This window comes from Acidobacteriota bacterium, assembly GCA_016715115.1.
Classification (GTDB): Bacteria; Acidobacteriota; Blastocatellia; order Pyrinomonadales; family Pyrinomonadaceae; genus JAFDVJ01.
Genome location: JADKBM010000011.1, coordinates 642,361 through 656,520, shown reverse-complemented (window position 1 = coordinate 656,520; position 14,160 = coordinate 642,361). Strand labels below are relative to the sequence as shown.

Below are 14,160 nucleotides of genomic sequence, written 5' to 3'. Positions count from 1 at the left end.
TGCACTATCTCTATGCACTCTGCACTATCCTATGCACTATGCTCTGTTACTGCTTGAAACTGCGGGGCAGCTTGGCGTCGGTAAGGATGACGAAGTCACCGAGGTTCTCGTGCTTCGCTTTGTCGAACGTCGTGAATGAGTCCTCATAACGCATCGTCACGACCAGGAACTTCGACTTTTTCGAGTACTTCATCAGATGCTCGGCAGTTCCCAGCCGGCTTTCGGTGTGAAACGCGCCGTTAAGGTGAATTACCAGCGGGTTCTTCTTTTTCTTGAGGAACTCCGAGATCGAAAACGCCATCGACGCGTCCCAGAGAGACTGCGAATCAAGTATGTTCGCAAGTCCCATCTGAGCCTCAGGCGATGGCCCCATGAGCGCCTTGAACTTGGTTGAATAGGCTTCGGAAGCCTGATTGTAGGGCAGCGGCGGAAGCCACTCCTTAGCCTCGCGCGAGAGCGGATCGAGCGCGGTGCGCCCTTTGCGCGAGACCATATTTATGTAACGGCGCGGCGCATTGGCGGCGATCACCGGAAGCCGTTCCGCCTTCGCGAGCTCGACGAGCGGTTTGTAATCGGTCGAATAATTCTTCCACGGACGCGAACTCAGCAGGAAATGGTTCTCGGTGATCAGTCCGCTCAAGTATTCATTGACAACGGTCTGCACGTCGCGTTCGAACATTTCCATCGAGAGTGCCGTCGGGCGTTCTTTCGAGTACTTTTCGACGATCGCTTTGAAGATCCGGAGCTGCATCGCGTGCGCCGTCGCATCGTCGTGGTTCTCACCGAGAAAAACGACATTGACGTTGCCCGCTTCGGCGATGATCTGCTCGATCGTCGCCGGGTTGCCGGATCGATCGAAGATCCGGTAACCGGGATCCGCATTTTGACCGAACGAAATTGATGCCATAAGTAAGACAGCTGCACACACAAGAATTTTCATAGTTTTTTCCGCCTTCAATTTTGTAACACAAAACCGGACGGCGGGCAAAAAAAAGGCAGGCCGAAACCGTTCGGCCCACCCAACAGAGGAAACATCAGGCAACTTAAAAAATCGTAAAACTGTACTCGACGTTCTTGTTGACCGAGTATGGACTGCCGCCCTTTTTGGCGGGTTCGAATCGAATGCCCTTCGCGGCCGCGATCGCTTGTTCGGTCAAACCGTTCGGAAGTCCTTTGACAACCGAGACGCCGCCGACCTGACCACTCGCCAAAAACGTCACTTTGAGAATGACCGTTCCCTGAATGTTGTTGACGCGCGCCGAATCCGTGTATCCCGGACGGGGTTTCGAGATGATCTTGACGCCGACCGTCGGACCGACTTTCACCTTCGCGTCTTTGAATAAACCGTCTCCGTCGCCGGATCCGTCTCCGTTGCCATCTCCGTCACCATTGCCGCGCCCCGACCCGTTACCGTTGCCGAGTCCGTCGCCGTTGCCATTTCCCTGTCCGCGGCCGCGACCGTTACCAAGTCCACCGCCGCTGCCCGTTCCGTCGGAAAGCCCGTCGGCCCCGTTGCGAAGACCGTACGGTTCATCCGTGTTCTCGGCCGCACGCGGGTTCTTGTTCTTGGTCGCAAGCAGTATCTCAATGTCGGGATTCGTCAGCGGAACTGCCCTTGAAGATGGCGCGAACTGCGGATTTTCAACCTGCGCGGCTTCGCGTCCCTTTGACGCGGGAGTTTCTTCTTCCTTACCGCCGCCGCCGCCGCCGCCGCCCTTTTCCTTGTCCTTCTTAATTATCTGCTCTTCTTCGAACGGGATCGGTTCGACCTCTCCGACATAGGAGATCAGATCGGGACTGTCGATCGCTGCGACATCGAGAAACTTATTGAACAAGGAGTAGAGCAAACCGATAGTGAAAGCGCCGAAAAACAATGCAAAAACGCCCAGAAGCAGGAGATTGCGCTGTTTGACGTTCTTTTCCTCGACGATCGTGATGTGAAACGCATCGTCAATCTTCGGACTAGCTTTCGGCTGAAAGGTCGCTTCGTAGGCGCTTTGCGTCGCCGCCGGGACGACAAAAGCGGCCGTCGGCGCCGGTTCCGGCGTCACCATAACCTCTTCATCAAGAACGTCATCATCAAACTCGAACGCTTCGGCTGCTTCGATCGCCGGCTCTTCAACCACGATCTCTTCCGGCGCACTCTCGACCACCGTTTCATTGATCGGGGCGACCGAAATGATCTCCGGTACCGGGATCTCCTCAATGCTCTGAATCGGTTCCGGTTTCGTTTCGGAAGCCACCGGATTCATCTCGAATGCCGTCAGATGCGCACCGCAGTTCGGGCAAAAACCGAACTTCTCGGCAAATCCTTCCTCGCAAGCGTTACAATATTTTACTATCTTTCCCATTCTCCAGCCTCTTTCTTAGTCCGCGGCGGTTTCGCCGTCCATGAAAAAAACACGTAATTTTAACACGAATTCGACAGAAGTTAAGTTTCACCGATGAAATTTTCGTTTTCGGTCTCCGCGAATTACAATCATCTAGATGCTTTGACCGCTTGAAACTTTGCCTGCCGGGATTTAAAATTTCGCCTTGATCCGATTCCGGCCTGACAACGCTTCGACGCATTTCCGGCAACTAAGATCTTGAATCCAGAATCTCGGAAAGCGTCACTAATTATGAAGAATCACTTTAACCGTCTTATCAAACCGGCGATCTTGCTCGCCGTTATTTCGCTCTGCGCCTCGCTTGTCAGCGCGCAAGCTTCGAATGTGTCGGCGCCGCGCGAGGAAAAACTCCTCAACGGACTGCGCCTGATCGTCTGGAGCGATTCAAAAGCCGCGAAAGTCACCGTCAAAACCAGAATTCACAGCGGCGCTGCCTTCGATCCGCTCGGGAAAGAAGGGGTGATGAAGCTTCTGTCGGAAATTATCTTTCCGAACGAGTCGGCGAAAGAGTATTTTCGCGACGACCTTGGTGGAAGCCTCGATGTGACGTGCGGATATGATTATATCCAGATCGATGCGACGGGCGATGCCGACAAGTTTTTGACTTTGCTCGAAACTCTTTCTTCGGCGCTCACCAACCCGCAGATAAACAAGGAAACGACCGAACGTGTAAAGATCCCGCATCTTGCAAGACTCGCGGAGATCGAGAAAGACCCGGCTTATCTGGCAGACCGCGCGGTCGCGAAACGACTGCTCGGCAGTTTCCCTTACGGCCGGCCGTTGTTGGGAACGCCCGAAAGCGCCGCCAAGATCGATTTTGCGGACATTTTGTTTGCCAAACAGCGTTTCCTGACGGCGGACAACGCGACGCTCGCGATCTCCGGAAACGTCAAGGCCGATCTTGCGCTTCGTGCTTCGAGGCGTTTGTTCGGCGGCTGGCTGAAGGCGGATAAGAAGATCCCGGCGACTTTTGCCCAGCCCGCGCCGCCGATCGCTAACATCCAGATTCTCGACACAACGCTTGAGAACACGAGCGAACTTCGTTTTGCGATGCGCGGAGTCGCAAGAAGTGAAAAGGACTTTTACGCCGCGCAGATTCTCGAAAACGTCCTTCATTCGCGAATCCGCAGTCGCGAGGGCGAGCGTTCATTCGCGCGCAGCAACGCCAACGTTCTTCCCGGAATCGTGATCCTCGGGGTTTCTTCCTGGAACACGGCGATCGTCAAGAAGGTCGGCAACACGATCGCTTTGCCGACGGATATCGCGAGTTATCAAAACCATTTCCTTGGGGCGGACGTGACGCCGGCGGAATTCGAGGCCGCGAAGCGCGCCGTTTTGGCCGCCGGCGCGACCGCCGATCCGCTGAACTATTGGCTCGATTCGCAAACGTACCGCTTCGTCTCGGTCAAGGACGACCAGACGAATCTGCAGACGGTTTCGGTCGCGGACGTCCAGCGCGTCCTGGGGAGACTGCGCAAGGAATCGGTCGCCTCCGTCCTGCTCGTCTCAACGTCGGGTTCGACCGTCGCGAATTAGAAATTTATGTCTGACCAAAGAACCGACGGCGAACTCGAACATGCGCGCGCCGTGCGGGAGATGTTCTCCGGTATCGCCGGCAAATATGATTTCCTCAATCACTTCCTTTCCGTCAACATCGACAAACGCTGGCGGCGACTGGTTTCGCGTTCACTCAAGGATGTGCTCGACGACGCGAACGCCCTTGTTCTCGATGTCGCCTGCGGCACGGGCGATCTCGCCGTTGAACTGCAGCGATCCGGCAAAGCAAAGGTCGTCGGCACCGATTTTTGCCGCCCGATGCTTGCCGTCGCCGCCGAAAAGAACGGAAAGACCGGACTTTCAATTCCATACCTCGAAGCCGATGGGATGAACCTATCCTTCGCCGATTCGACCTTCGATGCGATCACGATCGCCTTCGGACTCCGGAATTTCTCTAACTGGAAGGCCGGGTTGGTCGAGTTCCACCGTTTGCTGAAGCCCGGCGGAAGGCTCGCGATCCTTGAGTTTTCGTCTCCCGTCGTCCCCGGTTTCCGGCAGGCTTTTCAGTTCTATTTCACGAGGGTCTTGCCCAGAATCGGCGGGGCGGTCAGCGGCTCGCGCGGAGCGTATGAGTATCTTCCGAACTCGGTCTCGAAGTTCCCCGACCAGAAGCAACTCGCGAAAATGCTCGACGAGGTCGGCTTTTCGGACGTCAGTTACAAGAACCTCACCGGCGGGATCGCCGCTTTGCATTTGGGAACGAAAAAATTATAAAATCACGCATCATTTCCGCCGCTCGCGATGAAGTACAAGATCCTAAATTTTCTGCGCCAGCTCGGGCTTTTGCTGCTCGTTGTCTGGACCGTCGTCTCGCTTGTGACGCTGCTGATCGAACTCGTTCCCGGAGATCCGGCGGTCGCGATCCTCGGAGAGAACGCGACCCCTGAGCAGATCGACAGTTTCCGGGCGAAACACGGACTCGACAAACCCGCTTTCTTCTTTACCTACAGCCGCGACAAGGAACTCTACAAGGGAGTCGAAGAGTTTCAACGCTTGCCGAAAGAATCGGAGCGGCGCGCCGAACAGAATTTTCTGGCGAGTTTCTTTGAGGATCTCGCTACCGAAGCGAAGGTCCGCCAACTGAAATGGCACGGCCCAGACAATCGTTATCTCAATTACTGGCGCGGAGTTGTGACCGGAGACCTCGGCAATTCGTTCCGAACCGATACGCCGGTGCTCGGACTGATTCTGGAACGCTATCCGAACACCATCAAACTGGCGATCGCCGCGATGTTTATCGCGATCCTGATCGCGATCCCGCTCGGCGTGCTTGCCGGAACCCGAAAAGGTTCGCTGATCGACAACTTCTCATCGTTCTTCGCGTTGCTCGGCATCTCGCTTCCGACGTTCGTCATCGGACCGTTCCTGGTTTACTTTTTCGCCGTCAAATTCCGGATCTTCAGCGCCACCGGGAGTCTGTACCCCGAAGACATCGTCTTGCCCGCCGTGACGCTCGGCGCGGCGCTCTCGGCGATCCTGACGCGTATGGTCAGAAGTTCCGTTATCGAAGAACTGGGCGAGGACTACGTCCGCACGGCCCGCGCCAAAGGCCTGAGCGAGCGCAAGGTGATCTACAAACACGTTTTGAAAAACGGGCTGATCCCGGTCGTGACGATCCTCGGATTGCAGCTCGGCGTCCTGCTCGCCGGTTCGATCATCACCGAGAAGATCTTCGCCTGGCAAGGGCTGGGTCTTTTGCTGCTCGACGACGGCATCGCCAAGCGCGACTATCGACTCGTCCAGGGCTGCGTTCTTGTCATCAGCGTGACATACATTTTCGCCAACACTCTGACGGACTGGATCTACCGTTTGCTCGATCCGCGGATCAGACTTTCGTGAGTTTATGAACCGTCTGACCTACATCGGCTTCGCGATCATCTCCGTCATCGTCCTGATGGCGGTCTTCGCGCCGTTTTTGGCGTCCTTTGACGCCGCGACCGTTCCGGCAACCGCAACGCGGCTCGCCGCGCCTTCTTCCCAGCACTGGTTCGGCACCGATGCGCTCGGATATGACGTCTTCGCGCGCGTCGTTTACGGCGCCCGGATCTCGCTTCAGGTCGGCGTAACGGTGACCGTCATTTCCGCTCTGATCGGTATGTTCATCGGCGCGATCGCCGGATTTTACGGAGGATATACCGACAAATTGCTTTCCGGCTATCTGTTCAACGTCTTTCTGGCGTTTCCCGGATTGCTGCTGGCGATCGCGCTCGTCGCGTTTCTCGGCGCCGGACTCGGAAAGATGATCCTCGCGCTGTGCATCATCGGCTGGGTCGGCTATGCGCGCGTGATGCGCGGCCAGGTCCTGAAGGTTCGCGAATACGATTTCGTGCAGGCGGCACGGGCGCTCGGCGCGAGCAATATGAGGATCTTGTTCACGCACATCCTGCCGAACGCGATCCAACCGCTGATCGTTCAGGCCTCGCTCGGAATGGCCGGTGCGGTGCTTTCGGAGGCGTCGCTCTCGTTTCTCGGACTCGGAATTCCGCCGCCGACGCCTTCCTGGGGGACGATGATCGAGGACGCGCGGACGACCTATACGATCGCGCCGCACACGCTTTTCGTTCCCGGGTTGGCGATCGCCCTGACGGTTCTCGCTTTCAACTTCATCGGTGACGGACTGCGCGAGTATCTCGATCCCAAACAACGCAGACGTTAAACGCTGATGACCGGCAACGATTACAGAATCTTCCCGCAAGGCCTCGACGCCGTGACGATTGACTTCGGCAATGTGATCTCCGAACAACTCAACCGTCGCGTTCTGGCGCTTGCGGCCAGGATCGGGGAAACCGCGTTTCCCGGCCTTATTGAAGCAGTGCCGGCGTTTTCGTCGTGCACCGTTTTTTTTGACTTTATGGAGCTGCGGCGAACGATCCCTTCCGGATCGACGGTTTTCGCGTTCGTTTCCCGATACCTTGCGAAAACGGTTGACGAACTGACGATTCGCGAAACGGAAACGTCGAGGCTGATCGAGGTCCCCGTGGATTTTTCTCCAGGCTCGGGTCCCGACCTTCAGTTCGTCGCCGATTCGGGGAAACTCTCAACAGCCGAGACCGTCGGCATTTTCACATCGCGGACCTATCGCGTTTTTATGCTCGGATTCCTTCCCGGATTCCCGTATATGGGCGAGATCGACGAGCGCATCGCCTCGCCGCGCAAGCTTTCGCCGCGGACGCGTGTCGAAAAAGGCAGCGTCGGCATCGCCGGCCGCCAAACCGGCATCTATCCGATGGCGTCGCCCGGCGGCTGGCAGATAATCGGCCGGACCGACTTTGAGATGTTCACGCCCGACTGCGCTTCGCCGACCTCGCTTCGGGCCGGCGACCGTGTCAGATTCATTGCCGCCTGATGGGAATTCTGATTCGAAAACCCGGAATGCTCGCTTCGTTTCAAGATCTTGGGCGCAACGGTTTCGCGCGTTTCGGGATCAATCCCGGCGGCGTGATGGATACGGCTGCGGCGCGGATCTCAAATATCCTCTGCGGAAATCCCGACGGCGAGGCGGTTCTCGAAATGCATTTTCCGGCGCCCGAGATCGAGTTTACCGAGCCGGTGCTTTTTTCCTTATGCGGAGCCGATTTCGGTGGACGGCTTAACGATTCGGAGATCGAACCGTGGCGGCTTTACGCGGCGTCGGCGGGCGATTCACTGGCGTTTTCGCGACGTGTCTCCGGTGCCCGCGCGTATCTCGCGGTGAGTGGCGGATTCGAGATCGAGCGATGGCTCGGGAGCGGTTCGACCAACATCAAGGCCGCGATCGGCGGATTTCGCGGCCGTGCATTGATTGCCGGCGACCGCGTCGGCTTCGGAAGAACGGCAAACCGCTCGCCGGCTCCGCCGCTCCGCGCTTCGTCGCGGCTCCTCCCGATATACCGGCCGATCCCGACCGTCCGCTATGTCGCCGGCGCCGAATTTGAACTCCTGCCGGAAGATTCCCGGCGAATCTTCAACGAACGTCTGTTTTCGATCTCGCCGCGGTCGGACCGGATGGGTTTCCGGCTCGAAGGCCCAACCGTCGCGCTTGCCGAACCGTTTGAGCTCGTCTCGTCGGCCGTGAACTTCGGAACGATCCAACTGCTTCCGGACGGGCAGTTGATCATCCTGATGGCCGACCATCAGACGTCCGGCGGTTATCCGCGTCTGGCCAATGTCATCCCCACGGACCTGCCGCTGGTCGCGCAACTTGTCGCCGGCGACAAGGTCGGATTTCATTCGGTCTCAGAGGATGAATCGGAAAGACTCTGCCTCGAATTCGAAAAGGATTTGAGTTTGCTGCGCGCTGGCTGTAGATTTAGACTCGATGCAATCGATTGATCTCAACGCGGATATGGGCGAGAGTTTCGGCGCCTGGCAAATGGGACGTGACGCCGAACTGATGGATCTTGTCTCGTCGATCAACGTCGCCTGCGGATTTCACGCCGGCGATGCGACGGTTCTGAGGCAAACGGTCGAGACGGCGATAGGCAAAGGCGTCAAGATCGGCGCGCATCCTTCCTTTCCCGACCTGCAGGGCTTCGGACGTCGTGAGATGAAATTGTCGCCGGCCGAGATCTTCGATATCGTTCTCTTTCAGGTCGCGACGGTCAAAGGAATTTGTGAGGCGTTCGGCGCAAGGCTCAATCACGTCAAGCCTCACGGCGCGCTCTACAATCAGGCGGCGAAGGATCGCGAGATCGCGCGCGCGATCGCGGAAGCCGTGAAAAAGATCGACGGAAATCTCGTTTTGTACGGTCTCTCGGGGAGTTTCCTGATCGCCGAAGCCGAATCGGCCGGACTCAGGACCGCGTCTGAGGTTTTCGCCGACCGAACCTATCAAACCGACGGAAGTTTGACGCCGCGAACACGCCCCGATGCGCTCATCACGGATGCGGATGCGGCCATCCGGCAGGTGATCGGGATGATCACGAACTCGACGGTTAGAAGCGTCGAAGGCGTCCCGGTCCCGATCTGCGCCGAAACAGTCTGCATCCACGGCGACAGCCCACACGCCGTCGAATTCGCGACGAAGATCCGCAACGCGTTGATTGCAATTGGGATTGCCGTCAGATGACCGTCTCATTTTCGATTTGCGATTTGCGATTTGCGATTGCGGATTACGGAGATTCCAGATTCCAGATATTCCAGATTCCAGGGATTCCAGGGATTCCAGGGATTCCAGGGATTCCAGGGATTCCAGGGATTCCAGATTCCAGATTCCAGAGATTCCAGAGATTCCAGGGATTCCAGGGATTCCAGATTCCAGAAATTCCAGATTCCAGATACCAGGGATTCCAGAGATTCCAGAGATTCCAGAGATTCCAGAGATTCCAGAGATTCCAGGGATTCCAGAGATTCCAGGGGATTCCAGAGATTCCAGAGATTCCAGGGATTCCAGAGATTCCAGAGATTCCAGATTTTAGAGATTCCAATTTCCAGATATTCCAGATATTTGAGATTTCGGATTTGGGAATTCGGAATTCGGATTATCTACGATTTCGGAATCTGGAATTTCTGGAATCTGGAATCTGGAATTTCTGGAATCTGGAATTTCTGGAATCTGGAATTTCTGGAATCTGGAATCCCTGGAATCTGGAATCCCTGGAATCTGGAATCTGGAATCCCTGGAATCCGTGGAATCCCTGGAATCTGGAATCCCTGGAATACTGGAATCCCAATAATCCGGAATCTCTGGAATCCGCAAATCGCAAATCGCAAATCCCCAATCCCCTCACCAGCCGTTTCTTTCGCGAAGTCCGGCGATATGTGCGACGTGGTGCGCGCCGTGCCAGGCATAGAGCGCAAGGAGACGGTCGACCGAGAACTGACCGGAATCGGGATGTATCAACTCGCGTTCGAAATCCGCGTCGGACAGTGATTCGAGCAGAATGTGCAGCCGGTGATGAACGCCGCGGATGATCGCGAGGCTCGAATCGAGCGGCAAGAGGCTGTCGGCGAGTTCCGCCCAGCGCTCCTCGGCGTAAGGCCGGATCGTCGGAACGTCCTCGGTCAGCGCCAGTTTGAAACGGCAGAACGAGTTGATATGCGAGTCAGCGACGTGATGCACCGTCTGCCTCACCGTCCAACCTTCCGGGCGATATTCGGTGTCAAGTTGCCCGTCCGAAAGTCCGGCGATGGCGGCTTCGATTTTTCCCGGAAGATCCCTGATCGCCGCGACGTTTGCTGCGCGAATCTCGGGCGTGATGACTCTTGACGGGTCGAATTTTCCGATCGGATACCGAAGATCGTTACTCGTTGCTGTTGTATTCTCCATAATAATTCTCGAACCTCGTAAACTCTTTCAAAAACGCGAGCCGCACGGTTCCCGTCGGGCCGTTGCGCTGTTTCGCGATCAATATGTCCGCAATGCCGGCATTTTCTTCCGACGGCTTGTAATAATCTTCGCGGTAAATGAACGCCACGACGTCGGCGTCCTGCTCGATGCTGTTGTGGACGAGAATATCCTCCGCAATGAAACAGTGGTGCGCCTCAACCGTCAAATCGAATACCTCGGTTTCCCCATCCGCTTCAACCGAAACGACCTCGTCCCAGTAAACATCGCTCTGCGCCAATTGAAAGAGCGTTTCGGACTCAAGGAACTTCGCGAGGCGCAGCGCCCGCGCGCGACTGACATTCTGACTATAGATCTTCGTGCCGCAGTATGCGGTTTCAATTCCTGCAAGCAGCGCACGCGAGCTGATCGAACGCTTTTTTGCTTCCGGGACGATGTAGGTCCGCCAGACGTCCGACGGAATGATGTCTCTGTTGGTATTCTCTTTGATCGCGGAAATGAACACTCGAATACGATCAAGGATCGAACGGCGACGCTCGCCAACCGCCCCCACCTTCGTCATGAATGATTCGATGTCCGATTTGCCGCTGACAATGACGTGGTATTGGTCCCGCCCTTTCGAGCCCTGAGCGGTTCTACGCAAACGCGAATTTATCTCCAGGCGCGACAATAGAGACTGAACATCGAGGGCGAGACGTTCACTACTCGTCGCGTAATAAATCGCAGGATGACGTTGCCCGATCCAGAGACACCCATCGGTTGCCCAAAGGTGCCGTATGAACAATGCGATCGCAGCGCTTGGTTGGGCAAACACCCTCTCGGGGACGCGTTTTTCGTGCGACCTCAGCCCCCAAGCGCCGAGGTCATCGAGCCACTCGGCTATCGCGCTACGGACACCATGCGTGTGACGTCGGGACGAAGTGAGATAAACCTGATACCACTTTCTTTCGCGCTTTATTCGCGGCTGCACGTCAGCGCCGAAAACCCGAGTCGAAATCTCCGCGACGAGCCACGCCAGATCTTCTTCGCGGGTCGTGTACTGGATCGCGCGACGCGGCAGCGTGCAGCCATCGCCGATCAGGTGCCCGAGCAATGCCAACTCATCGTCGGACATTGTTTGCGAAACATCGTTGCGGATCGCCCGTGGCAACGCGATCCGCTCTCCGGGACGAAACTCATCAAGTCGCCTCCATCCGTCGAACCCGAGGAACTTGTGATTTCCGGTCGCACGAATCTGTCGCCCGAGCCGCGTCGTCATTTTGTAAACACTTCTGCGACCGGTAGAAAACGCATTGGTGACGACCGCTTTCTCGAATCTCCAACTTGATTCGTTAAGCGCCCAGACGCGAAATCCTGACTTTCCGACGAGATCCCGAATCGGAACACGTTCGCCCGAGTCCGCCATCGTGACCAGACTCTCGCCAGCGAGGCAACCGCTTTCCCTGAGATCCGACATCATCGGTTTCGGCGGATTTCTCGCTTCCGGCGCTCGTGAAAGCTGCGAGAGTGCGACGACCGGAACCTGCATTTCCTTGGCCAATGCTTTGAGTTCGCGCGAAATCTGCGAAACTTCCTGCTGGCGCGATTCCGAGCGCTTCGAACCCGACATCAGTTGCATATAGTCGACGACGACGAGATCGAGCCGCTTCTGCTCGGCGGCGAGACGGCGCAGCTTGGCGCGCATCTCGAGTACCGAGATTCCGGGCATATCGTCGATAAAGATGTTCGCTTCGGACAGGGTCCCGATCGCCTCCGCGAGCCGCGCCCATTCGTCCCGCGTCAGATAGCCGGTTCGAAAGCGGTGCGCGTCAACCTTCGCCTCACTCGACAGCATACGCATCACGAGCTGTTCCTTCGACATCTCAAGCGAGAACACGGCGACGCACGCGTTTTCGAGAATCGCCGCATTTTGTGCAAGGGTCAGGCACAGCGCCGTGTTGTGAACGCATATGTCGTTGGCTACGAAATTATGCGTCCCGGGAATCGTCAGGTCGTAAACCTGTTTGTCACCGGCGTATTCGATCGAAACAATGGTGTCCCAGTAAACGTCGCTATTCGAGAGATTCTCAAGATACTTGTCGGAGAGCGCGGCGGCGAATTGTCCGATCCGTTGGCGCGTTGGCGCGCGTTTGCCGACATGAATATTCGAATAACCCTTGAAGCCCGCGCGTTTCGCCAACGAACCCCAGGATTCTGTCCCCTTAACGGCTGTGAGATGCTCCCAAACTTCAATCGGAACGAGATCCCGGTTCGTTTGGTAGTTCTTCGACTCAAGACGCGAAACAATCGCTTCGAACTCGGATTCTCTGCCAATGATCCCAATTTCGGTTGCGAACGTCGCGATCGAAAGCGCGTCGGTGATGTCGATTTGCCAGGCGCGGCGACGCACGCCCGCATATCTTACGCTTCGTTCCTTTAGCCGGCCAACAACGCCAAAGCGCAACAGAAGATGCTGGATCTGCCGGATCATTCGTTCGCTGACCGATGCGTAACCCAACTGGACCTGACCGCTCGCGAGCACGCAGGCCCAGCCGTCGGTCGCGAATAGCCGATTCAGGAAGAGCGCAAGAGACGCGCGACCGAGTTCAAAGATCGGATCTGGAACGAACTTCCGATGCGCGCCGCAACCGAATACTCCGAGCGAGCGCAGCCAACCGGTCATCGGATTGTCCCGACCTTGGACGTCGGGCGTCTTCCTTACACGAAACGAAAAAGTCCGGTCCGCCGAATTATTGGGCACCGCTTCGACCCCGCCGAAGTCCGCAACCGCCGCTCGGAAATCCTCGCGGATATGTGGTTTGGCCGCAATGAACTCCGGAGACGATTTGGTCAGACATCCGTCGCCGATCAGGTATGCAAGTATCTTGATTTCACAGTCCCGCATCTCGCGCTTGCCTAAAATCTCGACAATGCGCGGAACGGCGATCTTGGAACCGGGTTTTATCTCGGAAAGCGGTTTCCAGCCGTTGATCGTCAGAAACGGGTGCGTGAGCGTGGTTTCGATCTCCCGGCCGAGCCGTGTCCGGACCTTGTAGACGGGTTTGATGCCGTCGTCAATAAAATCCGACGCGGAAGTTCCCCGAAATTTGAAATCGTCCCCGAGAGTCAGAAGTTCGGCGCCGCGCTCTTTGTAGATCTGCTCGATCGTTCGGACACGACCGTCGGACAATGCGATCAGACTGTTCGCTTCAAGACATTTGCCCATTGACGGCCTCGCCGCGACGATGATCAGATCGGTCTTTTGAAGCCCCGACGTCTTTTCGTCAAAATCGCGAAAACCGGTCGAGAGTCCTGTCAAAGCGTGGGTTTCGCGTTTCGCGAACTCCTGGACCTTGGCGAGCACTGTTTCGGCGATCGGACGGACGTGCGAAAGCCCTTCGCGCGTCTTTTCGTCGGCGAGCGCGAAGATCTGCTGCTCGGCGTGGTCGAGAATGTCGGCGGCATCGTCCTCTTCGGCCAGCGCTTCGCTCGTGATCTGATTGCAGACCTTGATCAGATTGCGGATGATCGACTTGTCCTTGACGACCTTGGTGTACGTCAGGATATCCGAGAAATGCGGCAGTCCATAAGTCAGGTTCGTGATCGTCGCGATCCCGCCGATCGAATCGATCGCGCCGTCCCTCTTCAGTTCTTCGCCGATCAGAATCGGATCGATTCGCTCGCTGCGCTCAAAAAGCGACGTCATCGCCTTGAAGATCCGCCGGTGAAGAGGCGAATAGAAATCGTCGGCCCGCAAATGTTCGATCGCCTGGGAGATCAGCTGATTGTCGAGCAGGATCGCGCCGAGGATCACGCGCTCGCTGTCCGGGCTGCTCGGGAGCGGTTTTTCGAGAAATTGATCGCGGGTATAATCGGAATTTGAAGCCATTTTTTAGATACGAATACAAGGTTCTGAAGACCAAAACAAAAAAGACCGCGACCTTTTGGCGCAGTCTTTGATGATACTAC

13 protein-coding genes are annotated in these 14,160 nt (G+C 56.6%); 8 read left to right on the top strand and 5 right to left on the bottom strand.

The window, feature by feature from the left end:
* Nucleotides 1-46: 46 nt before the first annotated feature.
* Together IPN69_11480 and IPN69_11475 are read right to left on the bottom strand one after the other, a co-directional pair.
* Complete coding sequence (locus IPN69_11480; GenBank protein ID MBK8811336.1) at nucleotides 47-907, bottom strand: ChaN family lipoprotein; 861 nt, start codon at nucleotides 905-907, stop codon at nucleotides 47-49.
* A 136-nt stretch (nucleotides 908-1,043) separates the two neighbouring features.
* Nucleotides 1,044-2,351, bottom strand: coding sequence for a TonB family protein (locus IPN69_11475; GenBank protein MBK8811335.1), 1,308 nt, complete (start codon nucleotides 2,349-2,351; stop codon nucleotides 1,044-1,046).
* A gap of 270 nt (nucleotides 2,352-2,621) precedes the next feature.
* On the opposite strand from IPN69_11475, the gene IPN69_11470 reads away from it, so the two are divergent.
* From IPN69_11470 to IPN69_11435, 8 genes are read left to right on the top strand one after another with little or no spacing between them, the layout of a single operon-like run.
* Nucleotides 2,622-3,926, top strand: a complete 1,305-nt coding sequence (locus tag IPN69_11470; GenBank protein ID MBK8811334.1) for an insulinase family protein — start codon at nucleotides 2,622-2,624, stop codon at nucleotides 3,924-3,926.
* Nucleotides 3,927-3,932: 6 nt separating this feature from the next.
* Nucleotides 3,933-4,661 (top strand): bifunctional demethylmenaquinone methyltransferase/2-methoxy-6-polyprenyl-1,4-benzoquinol methylase UbiE, encoded by a 729-nt coding sequence (ubiE, locus tag IPN69_11465; protein MBK8811333.1) that lies wholly within the window; start codon nucleotides 3,933-3,935, stop codon nucleotides 4,659-4,661.
* A 27-nt stretch (nucleotides 4,662-4,688) separates the two neighbouring features.
* On the top strand, nucleotides 4,689-5,786 hold the full coding sequence (locus tag IPN69_11460; protein MBK8811332.1) for an ABC transporter permease: 1,098 nt from the start codon (nucleotides 4,689-4,691) through the stop codon (nucleotides 5,784-5,786).
* Nucleotides 5,787-5,790: 4 nt separating this feature from the next.
* The gene (locus tag IPN69_11455; protein MBK8811331.1) at nucleotides 5,791-6,603 is read left to right on the top strand and encodes an ABC transporter permease; all 813 of its coding nucleotides are present in this window, start codon (nucleotides 5,791-5,793) and stop codon (nucleotides 6,601-6,603) included.
* Nucleotides 6,604-6,609: 6 nt separating this feature from the next.
* Nucleotides 6,610-7,293 carry a 5-oxoprolinase subunit PxpB gene (gene pxpB, locus IPN69_11450; GenBank protein MBK8811330.1) on the top strand — a complete coding sequence of 228 codons (684 nt, stop codon included), beginning with the start codon at nucleotides 6,610-6,612 and terminating at the stop codon, nucleotides 7,291-7,293.
* Nucleotides 7,293-8,258: a biotin-dependent carboxyltransferase family protein gene (locus IPN69_11445; protein ID MBK8811329.1), complete on the top strand. Its 966-nt coding sequence runs from the start codon at nucleotides 7,293-7,295 to the stop codon at nucleotides 8,256-8,258. Before pxpB ends, IPN69_11445 begins: the two co-directional genes overlap by 1 nt.
* Nucleotides 8,245-8,994 (top strand): LamB/YcsF family protein, encoded by a 750-nt coding sequence (locus tag IPN69_11440; GenBank protein MBK8811328.1) that lies wholly within the window; start codon nucleotides 8,245-8,247, stop codon nucleotides 8,992-8,994. Before IPN69_11445 ends, IPN69_11440 begins: the two co-directional genes overlap by 14 nt.
* Nucleotides 8,995-9,010: 16 nt before the next feature.
* Nucleotides 9,011-9,343 carry a hypothetical protein gene (locus IPN69_11435; GenBank protein MBK8811327.1) on the top strand — a complete coding sequence of 111 codons (333 nt, stop codon included), beginning with the start codon at nucleotides 9,011-9,013 and terminating at the stop codon, nucleotides 9,341-9,343.
* Between the two features lie 63 nt (nucleotides 9,344-9,406).
* Here the strand turns inward: IPN69_11435 and IPN69_11430 are convergent, their stop codons facing one another.
* Genes IPN69_11430 through IPN69_11420 form a run of 3 tightly spaced genes read right to left on the bottom strand, consistent with a single transcriptional unit; the run spans nucleotide 9,407 to nucleotide 14,080 of the window.
* A complete protein-coding gene (locus tag IPN69_11430; GenBank protein MBK8811326.1) occupies nucleotides 9,407-9,631 on the bottom strand; it encodes a hypothetical protein in 225 nt (74 codons plus the stop codon).
* A gap of 20 nt (nucleotides 9,632-9,651) precedes the next feature.
* Nucleotides 9,652-10,194 (bottom strand): putative metal-dependent hydrolase, encoded by a 543-nt coding sequence (locus IPN69_11425; GenBank protein ID MBK8811325.1) that lies wholly within the window; start codon nucleotides 10,192-10,194, stop codon nucleotides 9,652-9,654.
* On the bottom strand, nucleotides 10,169-14,080 hold the full coding sequence (locus tag IPN69_11420) for a replicative DNA helicase (GenBank protein ID MBK8811324.1): 3,912 nt from the start codon (nucleotides 14,078-14,080) through the stop codon (nucleotides 10,169-10,171). The genes IPN69_11425 and IPN69_11420 overlap by 26 nt, the downstream gene beginning before the upstream one ends.
* Between the last annotated feature and the right edge of the window lie 80 nt (nucleotides 14,081-14,160).